Source organism: Streptomyces sp. NPDC003032 (genome assembly GCF_053591415.1).
Window position 1 is genome coordinate 26098 of sequence record NZ_JBSFTT010000020.1, and the last position, 21358, is coordinate 47455.

The window sequence follows — 21358 nt, forward strand, 5'->3', positions numbered from 1 at the left end:
CCGCTCTCCGTTATGTGCGGGGCGGACACTGATCCTGCGGGGATGTCCTCGCCGCAGACGTATCGGGGTGCGCCTGCCGGGTCAGGTCCGTGGTCGGTCGCTGTGGCAGGTGAAGCTGTGTGCGGAGGCGGGGGTGCCGTGGCCGCGGTATTTCGGCCAGGAGGGGTAGGCGCACAGCGGCCGGGTGCGGGCGTTGCCTGTGGGGCTGGTGTCGGTGACGACCGGCCGTGAGGGCGCCTTGCCTTCTTCCGTCCAGCTTTCCAGGGCGCTCAGTGAGTCGTAGCTCGCCGCGAAGGACGCGTCGATGTTGACGTGGTTGGCGCCGGGGATGAGGTAGAGCCGGGCGAAGGCGTCGGTGGCGTGCCGGCCCATGCGTTTCTGGACGCGCTGGAAGTACTCGATGGTGGAGCGATGGCTGACAAGTTCGTCGGCGGTGCCGTGCAGGAGGAGCAGCTTTCCGCCTGCCTCGGCGAAGCGGCGCAGGTCGGGGTCGTTGACGTCCTGCAGGGCGGAGAGGCGGCTGATGCGCTGCTCCCAGGCGCCGGGGCGGCGGGGGTCCACGGCCAGCGAGTTGTGTGCCGGGTCGCGGGTGATGAAGTACCGCACCCACTGGTCCCAGAACTGGACGCCGTAGCCGCTGTCCTTCGGCATCGGGTGGCCCGGGGCGCGGGTGCCCATGCCCAGCAGTGGGGTGGTCATGTCGGCGCCGGAGAGGAAGGGGAACCCTGGGTAGCCGGTTTCCCCGCCGGCGAGGCGGTACTTCCATCGCAGTGGCGAGGAGAGGGCCTTCACGGCGTCGATCTGGTGGTCCGACAGGCAGGTGTCCGCGGTGTCCTGACCGTCCGGGCAGCGCAGGGTGCGGGGCTGGAAGCGGCAGCCTGGTTCGTTGGAGATCACGCCGTCGCTCAGGCCGTCGTCACCGTCGCAGGACTTGATGACGCTGCGGTACAGCAGGTTCTGTTCGGCCGGGTCGAGGAAGGCCCCCGGGCGGGAGAGGAGTTGGGCTTCGTAGCCGAAGAAGAGGTTGAGGGCGGCGGCGTTCCAGGCGGGGTAGGCGGCGATGACGCCGTCGAAGTCGGTGGGCCATCGCTGGGCGACGGCGAGTGCTTCGCGTCCGCCGCTGGAGCCGCCGGCGAAGTAGCTGTGGGCGGGGGCGGCGCCCTGGTAGTGCGTACGGATGATGTGGTGGGCGGCGTCGTGGGTCTTCTTCAGTGCGTCGCCGGAGAAGTTGCGCACTGCTTCGTCGTTGACGCCGAAGGAGCCGTCGAGGGAGGTGGTCGGTTTGAAGTCCGGGGCCGCCTGATGGCCCGAGTCGCCGGCGTAGGTGGCGTAGCCGCGGCCGAGCGGGCGTGGTGGGTCGGCCGGGCCGAAGGGGACGTCGCCCGTGACATCGGGGATGGTGCCGTCGTAGCCTCCGCCGCCGAACATCATCGTCTTCGCGTTCCACTGCTGGGGCAGGGCGACGCGCAGTTTGATGTCGGGAGCCCGCGGGTCCACGGGGTGGATGACGGCCTCGACACGGCAGTACGCGCCGGTCGCCGAAGTTCCGCTGCCGGTCGCCGAAGTTCCGCTGCCGGTCGGCGCGATGGCGTTCGCCGCGCTCACCTCGCCGCCCGTGGTGGGCAGCCCGATCACTGAGGCGGGTATCTTCAGGCCGCGCAGGCTGCCGCAGTCGGTCGGTGTCCGGGCGGCGTGTGCCGGGGGCAGGAGCGTGCTGCTGACCAGAGCGCAGACGAGCCCTGTTCCGGCGATGGTCTTCTTCATGGCGTCTCCGTCGCTCCGTCGCTTCAGCACTTCGTCGCTCATACCTCGTGTCGCGAGACGCAAAGATTACGAAGCGTGCCGCCGAGGGCGGTATGGGCTGGACGCACACATGGGCCGCCTGTGAGGTGTGCCGGTCGACCGGGTGGGCGTCTAGGGCTTGCTGACTTTCAGCAGCCGCAGGGCGACCTGGATCTCCAGGAGCCGTTCCGGGTCGCGCCAGGTGGCACCGAGGAGCCGGCTCATCCGGCCCAGGCGTTGGGAGACGGTGTTCACGTGCAGGTGCAGCAGGTGCGCCGTGTTGCGAGCGTGCTGGCCGGTGCGGCAGTACGTGTCGAGTGTGTGGACCAGATCGGAGTGGTGGGTGCGGTCGTATGCGATGACCGGGCCGATGACGGATTCGATGAAGGAGGCGGTGGCCGGCTCGCCGCTGAAGAGCGCTCCGACGAATCCGAGTCCGCGGGTGTCGGCGATCTCGCCGGTTCTGCCGAGGGCGACCAGGGCGTGCAGACAGTTGTCGGCCTCGCGGAAGGCGGCGCCGATGTGGGTGATGTCCGCGGCCTGCGCGGTCCCGGCGGTGAGGGGATGGCGTGAGGTCCGCGCGAGTTCGTCGACGGCGCGGCGCGCCAGGGCCTGGGGGTCGTCTCCTGGCAGCAGCAGGATGACGGTGTCGCGCCGGAAGGTCGCAAGGCCGTGGGAGCGCCGGGCGATGGCCGCGGCGGCGGCGTAGACCCGCTCGCGTGGCTCGTCATCGACCCGGGCCACCACCACGGTGCGGCAGGCGGCGAGGTCGACGCCCAGCAGAGCGGCCCGGTGCCGCAGGAGGTCGTAGTCCTTGCTGTGCGCGGCGAGCAGGTCCCCCAGCAGTTCTCCGCGTACGCGGGCCTCGGCCTCCGCCATGCGTCTGCGGGTGACGAGCACCAGGGAGGCCACGAGCGCGGCCCTCTCCAGGATGCGCCGGTCGGTGGCGTCGACCTGCGCGGTGGCGCTCAGGACGATGGTGCCCAGGGGCTCGGACTCGGTGATCAGAGGAACGGCGCACCTCGTCGCGCGGATCACGGTGTGCCCCGCCTGCCAGGCGTCCGCGCTGAGCCGGCCGAGTTCGTCGGTCGGCACCGTGTCCTGACCGCAGGACCGGGCCACGATGGTGCCCTCCTCGTCGAGGACGACCACCGTGCCGGCGACCGCGGTCGCGGTCGCCTGTACGACTTCGTCGACGCCGTTGCCCTGGATGACCAGGCGGGTGAGGCGTTCGTGGACCTCCGCGGTGCGCTCCAGGTCCGCCATGTGGGAGCTGATCGTGTCGTTGGCGACCCGCAGCTCCGATATGGCCTGCTGGGCGGCGCTCAGCAGGCGGCTGTTCTCGATGGCCACGGCCGCGTGCGAGCCGAGCATCATCAGCACACCGATGTCACGGCTGCTGAACTCCTGCCGGCTGCGGTGCGCGGCAAGCAGGACGCCGATCACCTCTTGGTTGAGTTTGACCGGTACCCCCAGCAGGGACTCGATCCGTTCCGCGGCGACGGTTCTGTCGATCTCGGTGGTGTGGGTGAAGGATGTGTCGGGGAGGTAGGCGGCGACGGCGTAGGGTTCCCCGGTCCGCGCGACGATCCCGCCTACGCCGGTCCCGACGGGCAGCCGCAGTTCGCGCAGCAGGCCGGAGATGTTGCCCGCGGCCGCTTTGATGTAGCTGTCGCCGCGCCCGCGGTCGCTGAGGCTGATGTAGGCGAGGTCGCAGTCCAGCAGCCGCCGTGCCCGGTCGGCGATCGCCTGCAGGATGGGGTCCAGGTCCCGCAGGGAGGCCAGGTCGTTCGCGGTGTCGTTGAGCAGTTGGAGCTCCGCCTCGTTGCGGCGGTGGCGCAGCAGCCTTTCCCGCAGACGCAGCGCGATCGTTCGCTCCTCCTCCAGCGCGTCGAGCCGGTCGGCCGGCTCCCCCATGGCGCGGGCCTGTGTCAGCACCTCGTCGAAGGCGTCGATGTCGGCGTCATTGAGCAGCAGTTCCAGGAAAGACATGCCGTTCGTGTGTGCCATCGATCCTCCGTCGAGCCGTGACTCTTGGCGCCCGGCAAGTATGGCGCCGCGTCGCGGCTGAAGCGCCGTAGTGAACATGGAAGGCGTGGGCGCTTTACAAGTCGATGAGGTTACGGCGGATGCCGCTGTCCAGGCGTTGTGCCACTTCTTCGTCCCGACTGGCCGGCCAGGTCAGCAGTCCGTCTCCGGAGGCGCGGCCTCGATGCCCGGCGCCGAGGAGCTTGTCGAGCGCGGGAAAGGTGATCTCGGCCGACAAGTGGGGCGCCAGGCTGTCGAGGATGCTTCTGGTCAGGTCCAGTCCGACGAAATCCGCGTTCTCCATGGGGCCCACGGCCGACCAGCGCAGGCCCAGGCTCGCCCGCATGACCGTGTCGATCGTCACCGGGTCACAGACTCCCTCCTCCAACAGATGCAGCGCCTCCCGTACCAGCGCGAACTGCAGCCGGTTGCCGATGAACCCCGGGACGTCACGGTGCAGACGCACCGTCGTCTTGCCCATCCCGTTCAGCAAGTCGCACGCCTCCTGCACGAACCGGTGATCCGTCTCCGCGCCCGGGGCGACCTCGACCAACGGAATGACATAGGGCGGATTCCACCAGTGCACTCCCACCAGCCGCCGCGGATGCCGCATGCCTTTGGCCACTTCGGTGAGCGAGAGCACCGAGGTGTTCGACCACACCGGCATCACGGCCGGAATCTTCGCTTCCAGCGCCTCCAGGACCAGATGCTTGACATCGAGGCGCTCGGGGACGGCTTCGATCACGGCATCCACGCGCAGCACCAGGTCCGACAGGGTTTTCGCCGTTGCGATGCGTGCGGTGACCAGCCCGATGTCGCCCGGCAGCATGTCGCAGCGTTCGAGGGCCCGCACGATGCGCTCATCGAGCGATGCCAGCACCGCGGGTTCCGCGTCGTACACGATGGCACGGTGCCCCGCCTGAGCCAGAGCGACAGCGATTCCGTGTCCCATGAGCCCGCCGCCGATGATTCCGAACCGGGTCATTGTTCTGTCCTCCAGGAGCTGGGCGGATGCATGTGGTGACGTGCGCCCTCGCGGCACCTGAGAGCCGGAGACGCGGGGCGAGCGAGGTGCGCAGCAGGCGGAGACTGAAGCCGCGGAACGTGGTGCATGCGTCGGCGCCCGGGACAACCCGCCCATCGATGGCAGCCCCCGCACGAGTCGCTCTGACGGTATGCCGCCTCCATAGAGCTCTACGAGGGGAGCAGCGCACATACACACGGCGTCAGATGTGTGCCGCGTACCTACCCGGTGTACCCACGAGGTCCACGCGGTCCACGCGGCAGGGCGTCAACGGTCGCGCGCATCCCGGCCGGTGCGGCCGGGACGTAATGGTTGAAGTGGACACTGCCAGGGGCGAAAGACGTGCGCTGCGCCCATCTGACCGCTGCGGCAGGCGGTTCTAGCGTGCTCTGTGTCACATCACCCCACAACCCCTGTCGGCGTCCTGCTGAGCGCGAGCCGCACGTCAGCGCTCGGTGACCACACGACGGGCAACCCGACGGGTAAGGAGCACCCATATGCTGTTTGCATCCACGAGGCCCAGCGGGACGGCATCGCCGCACACAGGCAGTCGGCGGACAGCCCGTGCACGGCGGCTGCTCAGCACCTCGGTCGCGGCCCTGCTGACCACGAGCCTGCTGGGCCTGGCCTCCCAGGCATCCAGCGCGGCGCCCCAGTCGGCCCCCGCCCCCGCCGCTGCCGGACACGACCCCCTGATCATGATTCCGGGCATGACCGGCTCACCGGCCAACATGAACACCATGAAGTCCAACCTGCAGACCAACGGCTGGCCTGCGAACCGGCTGTTCACCTGGACCGACAGCAGCTCGATGACGCAGGACCTGGCCAAGGCCGCCGAGCAGCTCTCGGCCAAGGTCGACCAGGTGCGCAGCCAGACCGGGGCCGACAAGGTCGTCCTGGCCACGTGGTCCGCCTCCACCCTGGCCGCCCGGTACTACATCAAGAACCTCGACGGCGCCGACAAGGTCTCCCAGTACATCGGCTTCGCCGGACCGCAGCACGGCACCACCAACAACGGCTGTCAGTGGTACGTGTCCTGCCAGCAGTTCGCCTCCCCGAGCACCCCCTTCCTCAAGGCACTGAACAGCCCCACCGAGGTGCCCTTCAACGACAAGGTCGACTACCTCACGATCAGGTCGACCGCGGACTACAACGCCACACCGACCGACACCGCGAAACTGGCCGGCGCCGACGAGAACTACCTCATGAGCGGGCCGATGGCGCCCAGCCACCTCTCGATCATCTCCAACACCACGGCGCTGGCGAAGATGCGTTCCTTCATCACCGCGCACGAAGGCGACTGACTCGCACGGGTTCGACGAGCACGTCCACCAGCCGTGCCGGGCGCCGTACTTGGCAGCGCCCGGCACTGTCGGCACACGAAGGGCCTTTTTCTCTTCCATGAACAAGACGATGCCTTCGGCCGGGCAAGCAGTGGCCGACATCCCTGCCGGAGCGACTCTGGCCGTCGGCGGGTTCGGGCTCAGCGGCGTCCCCGACACACTCATCCGGGCGCTGCACGAGCAGGGCGCCGATGACCTCGAAGTGGTCTCCAACAACTGCGGTGTGGACGGGCGCGGCCTGGGGATCCTCCTGGGCTCGGGCCGCATATCCCGCGTCACCGGCTCCTATGTCGGTGAGAACAAGGAGTTCGCCTGCCAGTACCTGAGCGGGGAACTGGAGGTGGAACTGGTGCCCCAGGGCACGCTCGCCGAACGGCTGCGGGCCGGCGGTACGGGTGTCCCCGCCTTCTACACCCCGGCGGGGGTCGGCACGCAGGTCGCCGCCGGCGGACTGCCCTGGCGCCACGCGCCCGACGGAACGGTCGCCGTCGCCTCTCCGCCCAAGGAAACCCGGGTCTTCGCCGGACGCACGTACGTCTTGGAGCAGGCCATCACCACCGACTACGCCCTCGTCCGGGCCTGGCGCGGCGACCGGCACGGCAACCTCGTCTTCCGCCGGGCCGCCGCCAACTTCAACCCGCTCGCGGCCATGGCCGGCCGGACCACCATCGCCGAGGTCGAGGAGCTGGTCGAACCCGGCGAACTGGCCCCCGACCACATCCACGTACCTGGCATCTTCGTCCAACGCGTCGTGCAGCTCACCCCGGATCAGGCGGCCGACAAGCCGATCGAGAAGAGGACGGTACGTTCCTGATGACCTGGACCCGCGAGCAGATGGCGGCCCGAGCCGCCGCCGAACTCACCGACGGCTCCTACGTCAACCTCGGCATCGGCCTGCCCACCCTCATCCCCGGCCACCTCCCACCCGGCGTGCACGTCGTCCTGCACTCCGAGAACGGCATTCTGGGCACCGGCCGCTACCCGTACGAAGACGAGGTCGACCCCGACCTGATCAACGCCGGCAAGGAGACCGTCACCGTCCTGCCCGGAGCCTCCTTCTTCGACTCGGCGCTGTCCTTCGGCATGATCCGCGGCGGCCACATCGACACCGCGGTCCTCGGTGCCATGCAGGTCTCCGCCCACGGTGACCTCGCCAACTGGATGATCCCCGGCAAAATGGTCAAGGGCATGGGAGGCGCGATGGACCTCGTCCACGGCGCCCGCCGCGTCATCGTCCTCATGGACCACACCGCCAAGGACGGCAGCCCGAAAATCCTCGAATCGTGCGGACTGCCCCTCACCGGCGAGCGGTGCGTCCACCGCGTCATCACCGGCCTCGGCGTCCTCGACGTGACGCCCAACGGCCTGGCCCTGGTGGAAACCGCCCCGGACACCACCGTCGAAGACATCATCAACAGCACGGCCGCACCCGTACTCCTCGACGATGTTTCGGCCGCCTGCTGAAGCAGACAGGCCGGTTACCCACCGATCAGGCACGGACTCGTCCAACTCCCGTACAGGCAGAGCTTCTTCAAGCAGAGGAGAATCATGGCTTCCCTACCCGTACCCTGAAACGTCATCGCGCGAGCCGTGCCATCGGCACCGTGCTCGCAGCCCTGGCCCTGCTGGCGGCGGGCGGCGTCACGGGCACAACCGCGGCCGGGGCGACCACGTCGGCCTGCCCGTCGGTCAACGGCCAGTGGGCCGCGCCCGGCCCGTTCGCCGTCAGTTCCGCGTCCGGCCGGGCCGGCAGCGCCTACCAGGGCAAGGTCGACCTGGCCAACGTAGGTGCCACCGGCCACTCCTTCCGCGGCGGAGCGGCGGTCGACGCCGGGGCCGATTCCCCGGGTGGACACCATCGCGCCGATCTACCCTCTCGTGTTCAGCAGCGGTAGCCGGGTGCGGGGCCCCGCGGTGTTCTACGCCGAACAACGCGGCGCCGACCACTACGGCATCCCGGGCCTGCACGGCCCCGTCACCGCGTGGTTCCGCTTCCACCTCATGCGCGACGAGCAGGCTCGCGGCCTGTACTTCGGCCCCGACTGCACCTGTTACTCGTCCCCGTTCTGGTCGGCCTTCGAGTGCGACCCCCCGTGGGGAGCGCTCCCATGAGAAGTGCTCCCCACGGACGAGGGGAAGTCACGCGCCGTGCTCCACGCGTTCGGGGGCCCCGCGGGTGGTGGCGGGTGTGCCACCCAGCGTCGTCAGCACCGCGTTGTACGCCGGTTTTTTGTTGCCGTCGCGGTCAAACAGCAGCGGGTTCTCCCCGCTGCGCCAGGAGTCGCTGTCGCGGATTCCCCAGACGGTGATGCCGGTGCAGCGCGTGACGTTCATGCAGGCCCTGACCGTGTTCGCGTACGCGGTCGGCGACGCCTGCGCGATGTCCAGTTCGGTGATCTGGACGTCCACGCCGAGGGCGGCGAAGTTCGACAGCGTCGTCTGGAAACTGGCGGGTGGACCGCCGGCGCCGAAGTGGGCCTGGAGGCCCACGCAGTCGATGGGTACGCCCCGCGCCTTGAAGTCGCGCACCATCCGGTGGACGCCCTGGGTCTTGGCGTCGTTCCAGTTCTCGATGTTGTAGTCGTTGTAGCAGAGCTTGGCCGCCGGGTCGGTGGACCGGGCGGTCCGGAACGCCTGCTCGATGAAGCCGCCGCCGAGCACGTCCCGGAAGACCGAGCTGCGGAGCTGGCCGCTGGTGCCGTCGGCGAAGGCCTCGTTGACCACGTCCCAGGAGTGGATCCGGCCTTTGTAGCGGTTCATCACGGTGGTGATGTGGTCGTTCATCACGCCGCGCAGGGTGTTCGCGTCCCTGATGGAGCTGACCCACCCGGGCAGTTGGGAGTGCCAGACCAGCGTGTGGCCGCGCACACGCTGACCGTGGGACGTCGCGCCGTTGATGATCTGGTCGGCGGGGCCGAAGTTGAACGAACCACGGGACGGTTCCGTGGCGTCCCACTTCAGCTCGTTCTCCGGCGTGACACTGTTGAACTCACGGCCCAGGATCCCGGTGTACGTGCCGTCCCCCAGCTTTCCGGCGGCCACGGCGGTTCCGAAGTAGCGCCCGGACCGGGCGGCCTGGGCACCCAGCGTGGACGCCTGAGCCGTGGTGTCGGGCACGGCGGCGGCGGTACCGGTGACCACCAGGGCCACGGCGGCCACCAGGGACAACACCGAGGCTCGGCGCTGGCCGAGCCGCTTCAGTGGATTCATGGTTCTCCTCGTACGGTTGGGTGCGGTGGTGCTGGCTACTTGACACGCGTCTCGCACCACATCCGGCGCTCGTGCCCGACCTCGCGTACCGGTCCGGTCAGGGTGAGCGGCACAGTGTGGTGGACATGAACACTGGACGCGGCTATGCGCAGTTCGAGGGCGCCGGGTTCGACGACGCGGCGGCCGTCGGCGCCGGTGTACGCGGCGAGGTCGGCGGGGAACGTGGCGTGTACCTCGGCCGATGCCCCGGCCTCCAGCGGCACCCGGGCATAGCCGATGAGCCGGACCTCGGGGCGGGCGACGGTGCCGACCGGGTCATGCAGGTAGAGCTGGACGACTTCGGTTCCGGGACGGTCACCGGTGTTGCGGACGGTCAGCCTGAGCGCGGTCTCGCCGCCGGTGGGGAACTCCGTGGCGTCGCACAGCGGTTGACCCCAGCTGAACGTGGTGTACGACAGGCCGTGCCCGAACGGGTACAGGGGTGTCGGGTCCACGGTGCTGGGGAAGCCGTGCCGGCCGAGTGGAGGAGCGAGGTAGGGCGCGGGCTGGCCGCCCGGGCCGCGCGGCACCCCGATGGGCAGGCGCCCGGAGGGGTCGACACGGCCGGAGAGGACGCCCGCGACAGCGCCGCCGCCTTCCTGCCCGGGGAAGAACGCCTGGACGACGGCGGCGGCCTTCTCGGCCCAGCGGCCGAGCGCGTAGGGCCTTCCGCTGAGTACGACGATGACTACCGGTGGGCCGTACGCCATCGCCTCGTCGAGCACCTCGTCCTGCCCGTACGGCAGTTGGAGGTCCTCGGCATCACAGCCCTCGCCCGACGAGCCGCGCCCGAACAGACCCGACCGGTCCCCGACCACGGCCAGGCAGACATCGGCCGCTGCCGGATCATCGACGAACACGGCGTCCGGGAACTCGATGCGCAAGGCCTCGGCGAGCGTCGACACGTCGACGCCTGTGGGCAGTTCGGGATGGTGCACGCCCACGTGCCGGGGGAACGTGTAGCAGCCGAGCATGGCGGCCCGCTCGTCGGCGAGCGGCCCGACGACGGCGATGCGCAGCCCGTCACTCAGGGGCAGCGCCCGGGAGTCGTTGGCGAGCAGGACGACCGACTCCTCGGCGACTTTCCGGGCCAAGTCCCGCATGTGCGGGGGGTTGAGATCGACGGGCGCTCCGCCCGCGACGGGCTCCCAGTCGGGGTCGAGCAGCCCCAGTTCGCACTTCTGCGTGAGGACACGCAACGCGGCCCGGTCGAGCAGGTCCTCGGGCGGCGGGTCCGCGGGGTTGAAGCAGCGGGCCGCCGGCAGTTCCACGTCGACACCGGCCGCGAGGGCGAGCTGTGCGGCGCGGCCCTCCCCGTCGGCGATCCGGTGCGCCTCTTCAAGGAGTGAGACGCCGTAGTAGTCCGAGACCACGGTCCCGGTGAACTGCCATTCCACTCGGAGGAGTTGAGTGAGCAATCCGGCGTGGGCGTGGGCGGGCAGGCCGTCGACGTCGTTGTAGGCGGGCATCACGGAGCGGGCACCGCCGTCGCGCACCGCCATCTCGAACGGCGGCAGGATCACGTCCGCGAGCTCCCTCGGGCCGAGCGAGGCGGGCGCGTGGTTGCGGGCGGCACGCGAGGCCGAGTACCCGGCGAAGTGCTTGAGCGTGGCGACGATCCCGGCCGACTCCAGGCCCCGCACGTAGGCGGTGCCGATGGCGCCGACGAGGTACGGATCCTCGCCGATCGCCTCCTCGGTCCGGCCCCAGCGCGGATCCCGTACGACGTCCAGGACCGGAGCGAGCCCCTGGTGGACGCCGACGGCGCGCATCGACCTGCCGATGGCCTGCGCCATCTCGGTGATCAGCGCCGGGTCGTAGGTGGCACCCCAGGCCAGCGGGGTCGGAAAGACGGTGGCCTGCCAGGCGGTGAACCCGGTCAAGCACTCCTCGTGGGCGATCGCGGGCAGGGCGAAACGATTGCCGGCGCGGATGGTGCGCTGCAGTTCGGCGAGGCGGGCGACGCCCTCGGCGGGTTCGACGGGCACGGTGCCGAAGGGGCGGGTGAGATGGCCGAGGCCATGGGGCAGCAGGGTGCCGAGAGCGGCGCTGCGGGCCGCATACGTGTGCTGACCGGGGGCGACGTCGGAGGCCCCGCTGTCGGCGGGCTCGGCGCCGATCCATACGCCGGCCAGCTGAGCGGTCTTCTCCTCGGCGGTCATCCGGGCAAGCAGGTCCGCCGCCCGGACGTGTGCGGGCAGGGTGGTGTCCTGCCATGGCTCGACCATGGAACTCCTCATGTGCGGTGCGAACGTGGGCCGTTGACGCCTTGGGGATCAGCCCTTGGTGGCGCCCATGGTGATGCCGCCGATCAACTGCCGTTCGGCGACGGCGTAGAAAGCGAGGGCAGGCACCATGGCGAGGACGAGATAGGCGAAGACGCGGGCGATGTCGGTGCCGTACTGACCCTGGAACTGCTGGACGCCGATGGGGATCGTCCACCACGTCTGCTCACTGAACACCAACAGCGGGAGCAGGAAGTTGTTCCAGCTGCTGACGACGGCGAGGATGGAGACGGTGCCGAGCGCGGGCCGCGCCATGGGCAGCAGGATGCGCCAGAAGAAGCCGAACGCCAAGCAGCCGTCGAGGGTGGCGGCCTCCTCCAGTTCGCCGGGGATCTCCCGGAAGAAGCCGCGCAGGATGACGATGGTCATGGGCAGTCCGAACGCGGCCTGCGGCAGGATCACGCCCCAGGGGTTGTCGAGCAGTCCGAAGGTGCGCAGCAGGATGAACAGCGGCAGGATCGCCACGGCGAACGGGAACATCAGCCCCACGGTGAAGAGAGTGAACAGCAGCTCCCGGCCCCGGAAGGCGAAACGGGCAAGTGCGAAGGCGGCGAGGGCCGCGGCGCCCACCGTCAGTACGGTCGTGCCGACGGCGATCAGTGTGGAGGCGCCCAGCATGCGCCAGAACGAGCCGGAGGCGAGTATGTCGGTGTAGTTGGACGCCACCCACGGCGAGGGCAGGCCGAACGTGTCGCGGGAGAGCTGGTCGGTGGACTTGAACCCGGACACGAGCGCGTACAGCAGTGGTGTGACCATGACGACGCCGACCAGCCACACCATCACGTACAACGGCACGGAGCGCGGCTTTGTGCGCGCGCCCGCGTTTCCGCGTGCGCCCGCGCTCATCGGGAGGCTCGCATGGCGGTGAGGGCTCCTTGGGTGTCGCGGCGCAGCACGGAGCGCTGGTAGATGAGGGCGAACACGAGGCTGATGAGGAACATGGCGATGCTGATCGCACCGGCGTAGCCGATCTCGTAGCGCTTGAAGCCGAACTGGAACATGGTCACGGCCATGGTCTCGGAGTGGTGGTCGGGGCCGCCCTGCGTGACCACCCACACCAGGTCGAAGAGCTGGATGGCTCCGATCACGGAGAGGAAGACGCTGATGCGGACCGTCGGCCCGAGCAGCGGCAGGGTGATGTGACGGAAGCGCTGCCAGGGGCTCGCGCCGTCGATGCGGGCCGCCTCGTGCAGTTCGGTGGGGATCCCTTGCAGCCCGGCCAGGTACAGCATCATGTGGAAGCCGAAGTACTTCCATGTCATGACGAGGAACAGGGTCGGCAGCACATGGTCCTGGTCGGCGAACCACAGGCCACCGAGGCCGTCGAGGCCGGCCGAGCCGAGCACCTTGTCGGCGAGCCCGTCGTCCGGCGCGAAGATCATGGAGAAGAGGACGCCGGTGATGACCTCGGACAGGACGTAGGGGGCGAAGAACAGCATCCGGTACAGGGCCCGTCCGCGCAGTTTCTGGTTGAGCAGCACGGCCATGCCGAGCGCGAACGGCAGCTGCACGCACACCGAGAACAGCACGAGCAGCAGACCGCGCCACAGGTCGCCGAGGAAGACCGGGTCGTGGACGAGCCGGCTGTAGTTGCCGAGGCCGACGTAGTCCGAAGGGGCCCCGAATCCGCCCCAGTTGAAGAGGCTGACGTAGAGGGCGTACAGGATCGGGGCGAGCACGAGTGCGCCGAACAGAAGCGGGGCGGGCAGGGTGAAGCAGAAGGCGGTCAGCCAGTCGGCGGCCCGCCGGGCCAACGGTCGGCTCGCCCTGGTGTCCGGCTGCCGCGGTGGAGCGGCGGTCGCGGGGTCTTTCACGTACGTGGAGGTCATGTCGGTCACTGGCTCTTCGCGACCTGGGTGACCGAACGGGTCACCTGCTCGGGCGACTTGGACCCGGCGATCAGGGCGGCCACCGAGTCGTTGATCTCCTGGCCGACGGCGGGCGGGTACGCCTGGTCGAGGTAGAGCTGGAAGCCGGTCGCCTTGTCGACGGCCTCGGAGACGAGTGTGAGATTGCGGTCGGTCAGGGCGCTCATCGCGTCCTTGACGACGGGCATGATCGAGGCCTTCGTCACCAGGATGCGGTCGGACTCGGCCGTCATGAAGAACTTCAGGAAGTCGACGGCCGCCTTGGCCGCACCCTTGCGCACCGCGTAGCCACCTCCGCCGCCGAAGACGTCGGTGACGGCGCCCTTGCCACCGGCGACCGCGGGGAACGGGAAGAATCCGAGGTCCTTGCCGATGCCCTTGCCCGCGTCGGCCTGCGCGACGGGCGCCCACTGGCCCATCAGTTCCATCGCCGCCTCGCCGTTGCCCATGGTGGCCGCCTCGCCGTTGGGCGTGGAGTACGCGGCACCGAGGTGGCCCTTCTGGAACGGCTGGAGCGCGACGAGTGCCTTGAGGTGCTCACCCGCCTTGACGAAGTCGTCGCCGGTGAAGTCATCGGCGTCAGCGGCTTTCCGCATGCCGCCGACCCCGGCGATCCGCAGGGACAGGTAGGCCCAGTAGTACATGCCGGGCCACTTCTCCTTGCCCGCCAGGGCGATCGGGGTGATACCGGCGCTCTTCAGCTTCTTGACCGCGTCGAGGTAATCCGCCCAGGTGGCGGGCGGCGCCTTGACGCCGGCCCCGGCGAACAGCGCCTTGTTGTACCAGAAGCCCACCGCCCCGATCTCGAAAGGCACGGCGTACGTCTTGCCGTCGATCTGGTACGGCTTCAACGAAGCCGACATGAGAGTGTCCGCCCAGGGCTGGATCGAGGGGGTCAGATCCTCGACAAGACCGGCGTCGATCTGCTGCTGAAGCACACCACCGCCCCACGTGTGGTAGATGTCCGGCAGCTTTCCGGAACTGGTCAGCGCCGTCATCTTCGACTTGTAGGCGTCGTTCTCCATCGTGACGAGCTCGATGCGCGTATCGGGATGCTCGGCCTCGAACGCCTTGGCCCGCTCGGGCCAGACGGATGTCGACGGCTCCGTGGTCTGGATGTTCCACCATTCCACGACGGTCCGGCCCTCGCTGTCGGTGGTGGACCCGGAGTCCGAGCAGGCGGAGAGACCGGCCACACCCAGTCCCGCCGCCGACGCGGACCCCAGAAACCGGCGGCGGGAGAAAGCTGAGGACGCGGCGCCGGACGCGGACGTGACGGCTCGGTCGAAGGCTGGCATGGCGCACCTTCCGGAATAGTTCCGAGAGTTATCGCGAGTTGGCCATGGAAGTTACGGGCATACGTCGGAGGCGTCAACGCCCCTGACGTACTCGGGCGTTGACGCCTCCGAAGTGTGCTGTTCCGTTAGAAGTGACGCGGCGGTGCGGTGCTCGCGCGGACCACCAGCTCGGTCGCCAGTTCCACCCGTGGCGACGCCAGAGCGACGTTCCGCGCAAGGTCGAGCAGCATCCGTGCTGCCAGCTTGCCCATGTCGGACAGAGGTTGGCGGACCGTCGTGAGGGGAGGTGAGGACCAGCGGACCTCCGGCAGGTCGTCGAAGCCGACGACGCTCATGTCCTCCGGCACCCGCAGGCCGCGACGGCGCAGCGCCTCGATGGCGCCGAGCGCCATCTGGTCGCTCGCGGCGAAGATCGCGGTCGGCGGTTCACCGAGGTCCAACAGCCGCCCCGTGCCGGTGAATCCGGACTCGTGGTAGAAGTCTCCGGCTACCACGAGCGCGTCGTCGACGGCGACCCCGGCCACGTCCAGCGCGGCCCGATAGCCGTCGAGCCGGGCCCGTGAACACAGCAGCCGCGGCGGGCCCTCGATGAACCCGATGCGCCGGTGCCCGAGCTGGAGCACATGCTCGGTCGCCGCCATCCCGCCCGCCCAGTTCGTGGCACCGACGGTCGGCACCTCGGTGGCGGGCGTTCCGGCCGGGTCGATCACTACCAACGGCACGCCCAGACGCCGCAGTTCGTCGTGGAGCCCCGGTTCGAGCACCGATGTCACGAGGATCACTCCGTCGGATGCGCGTGCCCGCAGATTGGTCATCCACTGTCGCGCGGCGCCCGCCCGGTCATGGATCGCGGAGACCACCGTGCCGACGCCCGCCTCGTGCGCGACCTCCTCCACACCCCGGATGATCTCGACGGCCCACGGACTGTCCAGGTCGTTGAAGACAAGGTCGAGCAGGGCCGCCCGGGCCCCCGGCGCGGTCGGCCGACGCCGGTATCCGTGCCGGTGCAACAGGTCCTCGATGCGGGCGCGGGTCGCGGGCGAGACGTCCGAACGTCCGTTGACGACACGCGAAACGGTCGGCACGGACACCCCGGCCTCCCGCGCGATCTCGGCGATCGTCACCTTCGCCACCCCGTCCGGACTGCGTGTGCCCGCCTTGCGCTGAACGCTTTCCCCGGCCACCGTCCCCACCTCCGTAGCTGTACGCCTGGAAACTCCGGGCGCCTTCCGGAAACCGTAAGACATGTCCACCGGTAGACGGGGTGCTCGGTGGTTCGAGCGGGTCCCCGCAGGATCCGCTCAAGGAACTGCGCGATCTTCCGGTGCCCCGGCGTCGCGCCACCGCTTCAGACGCCGTCCTTGTGACCGTTCGCGACGATCAACTGCTCCATGCTCTCGTGCGCACGGGTGGCCTCGACGTTGTTCTCGACATGGAACATCCTGAGGTACTGGATGAGGACGCTCACGCATTTGTCACGCCCGTCGTACTCGGCGTTGTCGACGAGTTGGTAGTCACTCGTGATCTCCCTCATCCGCCCGTCGGGAGTGGTGTACACCGGGTGCCAGACAAGCTTCACGGCCGGGTTCAGCTGTTGGACCAGCCGCAGCTGGGGGACCTCCTGCGAGATGAGGACGCTCTCTGGACCGTAGGCCCGCATGAAGATGTGCACGGGGCCGGTCGCGCGGGCCACGAAGGCCTTGGACAGGACGTTCCACATCGGCGTCTTCAGCGACCAGTCCGGGTGCAGTTCCAGGACGTTGAGCACGCTGCCGATCCGCGTCCGCTCCAGCGGTGTGTGGCCTTTCCCGTACGCGTAGTCGCTGGTTCTGATGCCGCCCGACCACAGGGCCATGGTGGGCGTCTTGATCTCCAGATGCTCGGTCATGAGCTTGACGAACTCCTGGTACCACGTGTTCGACGCACGGATGTCCCGCTGCTCCTGGCGGACGTTCGTCTTCGCCATGGCCTCGTCGTTCAGCGCGCCCTGCGAGTCGACCCCTCCGAGCAGCAGTTGCCAGGCGGCGTCGGCCTGGGGTCGCGGGATGCCCGCGGCATTCGTCAGCTCCTCGTACGGTCCCCACTCGGGATGCTCGGTAGGCCTCGTGGCGTAAGACCCGTTCAGGTCGCCCTTCTGGCGCTGCAGCCAGCGCGTCACCGCCGCGTTTCCCGCGCGCTGCTGAAGCGCGGCCAGGTTCGTGAGGCGCGCTGCCTCGGGCCCGCCGGCGGCCGTCGCCGTCGTCTGCCGCTCCGCGGCTCTCTGTGTCTCGCGCACGCTCGCCCCGTCTCTCCGGTCGCTCCCCGCCGAGCCTAGGCGCGGCGGGACAACCGGACGAGGTACGGCAGGGCAGACCCGAGGGCACGCTCTCTCCCCCGCTACCGGGGGTGTCACCGGGCCCGGGGGCATCGACGGACCTCGGATGAGGGGCAGCGCGGCCTTGAGACTGACGGCGTCGACATTCTCCGCGCCATCCGAGGCGTAGGCGACGGACATGTGGGGGTAGCGGCTCGGTACGGCGGTTAGAGCGCCGCCGTCAGGACCACGTCCGTGGCGATGTCGGTGCGGCCCAGGCCGACGGCGTGCACTGCGTCCACTCCAGCGGCACGCTCTGCGGCCCCCGTGGGGCGAGGCCCTTGTGCGGTGCGGCCAGCACAGCTGCCTCGTCTGAGGTCGGCAGGAGACGCGGGTCTGCGCCAGGCCACGCGTCCGGCGATGTGATCAGGGCGTGTCGCCTGACCAGTCCCAGTGATTCCGCTCGCCGGGGCGCGGGTCGTACAGGGCCTTGCCGCCGGGGCCGAACTGCCCGAGCTCGGTCCTCAGCGCGACGCCGGTCCGGACCTCGTCCGCTGTCCAGCCGGTGATGTCGAGCAGCAGGCCGTCCAGTGGCCCGCCGACCAGTTCGGCGTAGGCCCGGTCCGGCCGCGGGCCCGGTTGGTCGTGGTCAGCGCCGTAGACCCGGCGGCGCAGCAGCTGCTCGTCATCACGGTCCATCCGTTCAGCCTGCCAGCCGCCACTGACAGCCGGGCCCGGTGCGTCACCTGCGGGCGCGGACGGAGTTGGCGTCAGCCCCGGCCGAGGACGCAGAACTCGTTGCCCGCCGGGTCGGCCAGGACGACCCAGGAGACGTCACCCTGTCCCACATCGGCCCGTGTCGCGCCGAGGCCTTCGAGCCGGGCGACCTCCTTCGCCTGATCCTCGACGGGGTCGGACATCACGTCGAGATGGACGCGGTTCCATACGACCTCGTCGTCGGGCGTGCGGCGGAACTCCAGGTACGGCCCGACGCCCTTGACGGAGCGCAGCAGGGCGCGGTCGTCGGTCAGCTCGTGGACGGTCCAGTCGATCGCCTCGCCCCAGAACCGGACCATGGCCCGCGGGTCGGCGCAGTCGACGACCACGGCGGCTATCGGCCCGGTGTCCCGGTAGAGCTCCCGGGGCTCCAGGACGCTGAACACGTTGCCTTCCGGGTCGGCCATCACGGTCCACGGCACGTCGCCCTGGCCTACGCCGACGGGCGTCGCCCCGAGGTCTTTCAGCCGTGCGACCAACTCCGCCTGATGGGCGTCGGAGGTGGTGGCGAGCTCGAGGTGCACGCGGTACTTCACCGTCTCCGGGTCCGGGACGCGGACGAGATCGACGCACACGGCGGACGGGTCCGGCCAGTCGAAACCCACGGGTTCCAGGTTGGTGACGCCAGGCCCTTCGCTGGAAACACCCCAGCCGAGCGCCTCCGCCCAGAACTGACCGAGCGCCGAGTCGTCCCGGGCCTTGAAGTTCACCTGTACAAGTTGCAGCGTCATGCCGCACACCTTAGGTGACCCCTAAGTCGGTGATCTCCTCAAGGTTGGGGGGCGGTTGCTGTCCGCGGTGTCGTCAACCGCCTCTCCGGCTCCATGAGCCCGTGGCCCGGAGCCGGGAACGCGGCCCGGAGCAGGAAGGAGCCGTCCGGTGTCGGGCCCGCGGTGAGTGCGCCGTCCAGGACGCGAGCGGTGACCGCGCCGACGCCGGCGATCCGGGTATGTCTGTCCGCCTTGATCTGCACGTTGTCTCCTTGTCTCCTTTTCGAAGATCCGGTCCAAGCGGCTGCCGGGACCAGAACTTGATCTTGGTTGCGGCAGTACGTCGTCTCAAGAAAGAGACCGCAAAGAGGCGGCAACGGCTCCATGTCAACTCTTCCGCCTCCCCCGTCTATCGGGGGGTTCACCCCCTGACTGGGGGGTGCGCCCGGAGCGGACTTACCATGCGGGGACCGAGGGGTCGACGCGCTGCTGGACGACCTGTTGGCCCTCGCGAGTCTGACGCCGTTCGATCGCCGGACGGCTGCGGCGGGAGCGGGTAGTCGCGGAGGACGTCTTGGGGTATGCCGCCCGAAGCGGGAACCGGCAAGTACCGCTGGGGAGAGACCAGCCACAGCCACACTCCCAGCGGCAGGGGCACCGGGTATGCCGATGCAACTGGGCCGGCGGGGGTCCAGGTCCGACCTGTCTGGGGATGGACCGGTACGAGGAGGATGTCGACGCCCGCGTCGGGGGAGGGTTCTCCTGGTCCAGCCAGGACGGCGCGCCGCAGTGGCAGGCCTGCGGGCAGCAGGGCGTCGAGCGCGCGTTGGAACACGTCCGCGGTCAGACCGTTGGGGACCTTTACCGGCTGCCCTTCGGAGGCTACTAGCAGGTGGGCGAGCGCCTGGCCGGCTGCCGCCTCCCACTGCGGACTCCACGACCAGTAGTGGCTCGTCCCGAACCGTCCTCCCCATGTGGCGATCGGCTCGAACGGGGGCGTGCTCTCCCCTCCCTCTGCCAGTTCCGCCCAGGAGAGCGACGCAACGTGGGCACCGTCGACGAGTACGCGGCGCACGGCGTCTGGGCTGAGCCGCGCTGCCTGCCAGAGCGAGCAGTCGTCGACCCTGGTTGCCACGGGCAGGTCGCACGCCTCGCAGGCCACGTTGGGTCCGTCGGCCCCGTCCAGACCACAGCAGGCACCGCCGCGCTTCTCGGGGATCAGCCGGGTTCCGCGGATATCGCCGGGCGCGATGACAATCGCCCCGGGCGTGCTGTCGGACAGGGCGTGGACCGGCGCGTAGACGCCGCGCGCCTCCGCCTCGCCCGGATCGATCTCGTCCCACATCCGCCACGGCCCTCCCCAGGGGGCCGGGTCCACGGCAAACGTCCCTGACTCCATGAGCACCGGAAGCTGGATCCCATTCCCGTACTTCTGACGGGCGTGCGCCGGTTCGCGCTTGGCCCCGCCCCTTGGGAACTCAGATCCAGAAGACCTCAGTCGTCGCGGTGACCAGGTCCTCGCCCGATGCGGGGTTCGCCCTGCCGGCGCGGACCGTGCCGCCCGTGGCCAGTACCGAGCCGTCCGGCAGCGGTGTCGCGGCGCAGAAGTAGCGGCCCGTGCTCATGCCGCCGGTGGGGGTCCACGTTCGCATGAGGGGGTCGAACAGCGTCGCGGCGGCGTATCCGGCGTCCCGGGTGGCGCTGTCGGTGCCGCCCAGTACGAGCACCTTGCCGGAGGGCAGAGCGACGGCGCGGTGACAGGTGCGGCCGGTCGGCATGTTCTGGGCTACGGTCCAGGCGCCGGTCGCCGGGTCGTAGCGTTCGGTGCGCCACAGCCCGAACGGTACGAAGCCGCGCTCGTGGCGGACAGTGAGGCCGTCGCCGCCGGTGACCAGGACCGTGCCGTCGTGCAGCAGCGTCGCCTGGTGGTTGCAGCGGGGGGTGTAGAGGCTGCCCGTCGGCGTCCAGGTGTCGTCCGCCGGGTCGTACAGCTCGCAGAACCCCTGTCCGATGCCGGTGGTACGACCGGTGCCGCGCAGTCCGCCGACGGCAAGGACACGGCCGTCCTGAAGCAGTACGGCCGGGTGAGCGATCCGTGCGTCGGTCATCGCCGCGGCGGCGGTCCACTCGCCGGTTGTGGGGTCGAAGAGCTCGGCGGAGTACAGCCCGCGCCCGCTCGCTCGCGGGACACGGTCGCCCTCCCCGCCGCTCACCAGGACCCGCCCGTCGGCCAGGACGGTCGCCGCGTGCGACGACCGTGCGGTGGTCATCTTGCCGGTGGTCGGGGTCCAGGTGCGGGTGACGGGGTCGTAGAGTTCCGCCGTGTCCAGACGCCCGACCGCGTCCGGCCCGGTGGGGCCTGTGCCCCCGGCGGCCAGGACGCGGCCGTCGGCCAGGGGGGTCAGGCTGTGGCTGTGGCGTGCGGTGCCGAGGGGGCCGGTGACGGTCCACACGGTGGCGACGGGGTCGAACACAAGGGCCTCGTCGGTGGGCGCCCCGCCCACAAGCGCCCCACCCGCGATCAGAGCCGTGCCGTCCGCCAGCGGCACCGCTCCGTCGGCGGGGCCGAACCAGCGGCGTGCTGTGGGCAGTTCTCCGGCGGCGAACCAGGCGCCCGGCGCCGGGGCGGCCGCGCCCGCGGCCGGTGTGGCCCCGAAGCCCCCCGCGGTGAGGGATGTCCGTCGTGTCATCGCTGCGACTC

The 21358-nt window shown here is 69.8% G+C and carries 19 protein-coding genes and 1 pseudogene; 5 read left to right on the forward strand and 15 right to left on the reverse strand.

The window, feature by feature from the left end:
• Positions 1-81: 81 nt before the first annotated feature.
• The 3 genes from ACWDZ7_RS26165 to ACWDZ7_RS26175 form a co-directional block, all read right to left on the reverse strand.
• A complete protein-coding gene (locus ACWDZ7_RS26165; RefSeq protein ID WP_451800250.1) occupies positions 82-1764 on the reverse strand; it encodes a tannase/feruloyl esterase family alpha/beta hydrolase in 1683 nt (560 codons plus the stop codon).
• A 150-nt stretch (positions 1765-1914) separates the two neighbouring features.
• Positions 1915-3792 (reverse strand): helix-turn-helix domain-containing protein, encoded by a 1878-nt coding sequence (locus ACWDZ7_RS26170; protein WP_451800251.1) that lies wholly within the window; start codon positions 3790-3792, stop codon positions 1915-1917.
• Positions 3793-3886: 94 nt separating this feature from the next.
• The gene (locus ACWDZ7_RS26175) at positions 3887-4795 is read right to left on the reverse strand and encodes a 3-hydroxyacyl-CoA dehydrogenase family protein (protein ID WP_451800253.1); all 909 of its coding nucleotides are present in this window, start codon (positions 4793-4795) and stop codon (positions 3887-3889) included.
• Between the two features lie 536 nt (positions 4796-5331).
• On the opposite strand from ACWDZ7_RS26175, the gene ACWDZ7_RS26180 reads away from it, so the two are divergent.
• The 5 genes from ACWDZ7_RS26180 (at position 5332) to ACWDZ7_RS26200 (ending at position 8289) form a co-directional block, all read left to right on the forward strand.
• Positions 5332-6138, forward strand: a complete 807-nt coding sequence (locus ACWDZ7_RS26180) for an esterase/lipase family protein (RefSeq protein WP_451800254.1) — start codon at positions 5332-5334, stop codon at positions 6136-6138.
• 97 nt (positions 6139-6235) lie between these two features.
• Complete coding sequence (locus ACWDZ7_RS26185; RefSeq protein ID WP_451800255.1) at positions 6236-6991, forward strand: CoA transferase subunit A; 756 nt, start codon at positions 6236-6238, stop codon at positions 6989-6991.
• Complete coding sequence (locus ACWDZ7_RS26190; RefSeq protein WP_451800257.1) at positions 6991-7641, forward strand: CoA transferase subunit B; 651 nt, start codon at positions 6991-6993, stop codon at positions 7639-7641. Before ACWDZ7_RS26185 ends, ACWDZ7_RS26190 begins: the two co-directional genes overlap by 1 nt.
• 140 nt (positions 7642-7781) lie before the next feature.
• A complete protein-coding gene (locus ACWDZ7_RS26195; RefSeq protein WP_451800258.1) occupies positions 7782-8072 on the forward strand; it encodes a hypothetical protein in 291 nt (96 codons plus the stop codon).
• Positions 8056-8289 carry a hypothetical protein gene (locus ACWDZ7_RS26200; RefSeq protein WP_451800260.1) on the forward strand — a complete coding sequence of 78 codons (234 nt, stop codon included), beginning with the start codon at positions 8056-8058 and terminating at the stop codon, positions 8287-8289. Before ACWDZ7_RS26195 ends, ACWDZ7_RS26200 begins: the two co-directional genes overlap by 17 nt.
• A 51-nt stretch (positions 8290-8340) precedes the next feature.
• Here the strand turns inward: ACWDZ7_RS26200 and ACWDZ7_RS26205 are convergent.
• From ACWDZ7_RS26205 to ACWDZ7_RS26260, 12 genes and pseudogenes are all read right to left on the reverse strand, one after another.
• Positions 8341-9387: pseudogene (locus ACWDZ7_RS26205) on the reverse strand (endo-1,4-beta-xylanase); the annotation flags it as partial.
• A gap of 35 nt (positions 9388-9422) precedes the next feature.
• Complete coding sequence (locus ACWDZ7_RS26210) at positions 9423-11654, reverse strand: glycoside hydrolase family 3 N-terminal domain-containing protein (RefSeq protein WP_451800262.1); 2232 nt, start codon at positions 11652-11654, stop codon at positions 9423-9425.
• A gap of 48 nt (positions 11655-11702) precedes the next feature.
• Complete coding sequence (locus ACWDZ7_RS26215; protein ID WP_451800372.1) at positions 11703-12491, reverse strand: carbohydrate ABC transporter permease; 789 nt, start codon at positions 12489-12491, stop codon at positions 11703-11705.
• A gap of 62 nt (positions 12492-12553) precedes the next feature.
• Complete coding sequence (locus ACWDZ7_RS26220) at positions 12554-13540, reverse strand: carbohydrate ABC transporter permease (RefSeq protein ID WP_451800374.1); 987 nt, start codon at positions 13538-13540, stop codon at positions 12554-12556.
• Between the two features lie 5 nt (positions 13541-13545).
• Positions 13546-14877 (reverse strand): extracellular solute-binding protein, encoded by a 1332-nt coding sequence (locus ACWDZ7_RS26225; protein ID WP_451800263.1) that lies wholly within the window; start codon positions 14875-14877, stop codon positions 13546-13548.
• Positions 14878-15002: 125 nt separating this feature from the next.
• The gene (locus ACWDZ7_RS26230) at positions 15003-16061 is read right to left on the reverse strand and encodes a LacI family DNA-binding transcriptional regulator (protein ID WP_451800265.1); all 1059 of its coding nucleotides are present in this window, start codon (positions 16059-16061) and stop codon (positions 15003-15005) included.
• A 164-nt stretch (positions 16062-16225) separates the two neighbouring features.
• Positions 16226-17152 (reverse strand): hypothetical protein, encoded by a 927-nt coding sequence (locus tag ACWDZ7_RS26235; protein WP_451800266.1) that lies wholly within the window; start codon positions 17150-17152, stop codon positions 16226-16228.
• 444 nt (positions 17153-17596) lie between these two features.
• Positions 17597-17869: a hypothetical protein gene (locus ACWDZ7_RS26240; RefSeq protein ID WP_451800267.1), complete on the reverse strand. Its 273-nt coding sequence runs from the start codon at positions 17867-17869 to the stop codon at positions 17597-17599.
• 71 nt (positions 17870-17940) lie between these two features.
• A complete protein-coding gene (locus ACWDZ7_RS26245; RefSeq protein ID WP_451800269.1) occupies positions 17941-18678 on the reverse strand; it encodes a VOC family protein in 738 nt (245 codons plus the stop codon).
• 38 nt (positions 18679-18716) lie between these two features.
• On the reverse strand, positions 18717-18920 hold the full coding sequence (locus ACWDZ7_RS26250) for a hypothetical protein (RefSeq protein WP_451800271.1): 204 nt from the start codon (positions 18918-18920) through the stop codon (positions 18717-18719).
• A gap of 158 nt (positions 18921-19078) precedes the next feature.
• Positions 19079-20155 carry a hypothetical protein gene (locus ACWDZ7_RS26255; RefSeq protein WP_451800375.1) on the reverse strand — a complete coding sequence of 359 codons (1077 nt, stop codon included), beginning with the start codon at positions 20153-20155 and terminating at the stop codon, positions 19079-19081.
• Entirely contained in the window at positions 20136-21347 is a 1212-nt protein-coding gene (locus tag ACWDZ7_RS26260; protein ID WP_451800272.1) for a Kelch repeat-containing protein, read from the reverse strand. The genes ACWDZ7_RS26255 and ACWDZ7_RS26260 overlap by 20 nt, the downstream gene beginning before the upstream one ends.
• Positions 21348-21358 lie beyond the last annotated feature (11 nt).

What these genes read in the sequence shown, in the direction of transcription:
- ACWDZ7_RS26185 (WP_451800255.1), top strand. Translation starts at nt 6,236, where the DNA reads ATGAACAAGACGATGCCTTCGGCCGGGCAAGCAGTGGCCGACATCCCT.
- ACWDZ7_RS26225 (WP_451800263.1), bottom strand. Translation starts at nt 14,877, where the DNA reads ATGCCAGCCTTCGACCGAGCCGTCACGTCCGCGTCCGGCGCCGCGTCC.
- ACWDZ7_RS26240 (WP_451800267.1), bottom strand. Translation starts at nt 17,869, where the DNA reads ATGGACCGTGATGACGAGCAGCTGCTGCGCCGCCGGGTCTACGGCGCT.
- ACWDZ7_RS26165 (WP_451800250.1), bottom strand. Translation starts at nt 1,764, where the DNA reads ATGAAGAAGACCATCGCCGGAACAGGGCTCGTCTGCGCTCTGGTCAGC.
- ACWDZ7_RS26175 (WP_451800253.1), bottom strand. Translation starts at nt 4,795, where the DNA reads ATGACCCGGTTCGGAATCATCGGCGGCGGGCTCATGGGACACGGAATC.
- ACWDZ7_RS26260 (WP_451800272.1), bottom strand. Translation starts at nt 21,347, where the DNA reads ATGACACGACGGACATCCCTCACCGCGGGGGGCTTCGGGGCCACACCG.
- ACWDZ7_RS26190 (WP_451800257.1), top strand. Translation starts at nt 6,991, where the DNA reads ATGACCTGGACCCGCGAGCAGATGGCGGCCCGAGCCGCCGCCGAACTC.
- ACWDZ7_RS26210 (WP_451800262.1), bottom strand. Translation starts at nt 11,654, where the DNA reads ATGGTCGAGCCATGGCAGGACACCACCCTGCCCGCACACGTCCGGGCG.
- ACWDZ7_RS26220 (WP_451800374.1), bottom strand. Translation starts at nt 13,540, where the DNA reads ATGACCTCCACGTACGTGAAAGACCCCGCGACCGCCGCTCCACCGCGG.
- ACWDZ7_RS26245 (WP_451800269.1), bottom strand. Translation starts at nt 18,678, where the DNA reads ATGACGCTGCAACTTGTACAGGTGAACTTCAAGGCCCGGGACGACTCG.
- ACWDZ7_RS26215 (WP_451800372.1), bottom strand. Translation starts at nt 12,491, where the DNA reads ATGGTGTGGCTGGTCGGCGTCGTCATGGTCACACCACTGCTGTACGCG.
- ACWDZ7_RS26170 (WP_451800251.1), bottom strand. Translation starts at nt 3,792, where the DNA reads ATGGCACACACGAACGGCATGTCTTTCCTGGAACTGCTGCTCAATGAC.
- ACWDZ7_RS26180 (WP_451800254.1), top strand. Translation starts at nt 5,332, where the DNA reads ATGCTGTTTGCATCCACGAGGCCCAGCGGGACGGCATCGCCGCACACA.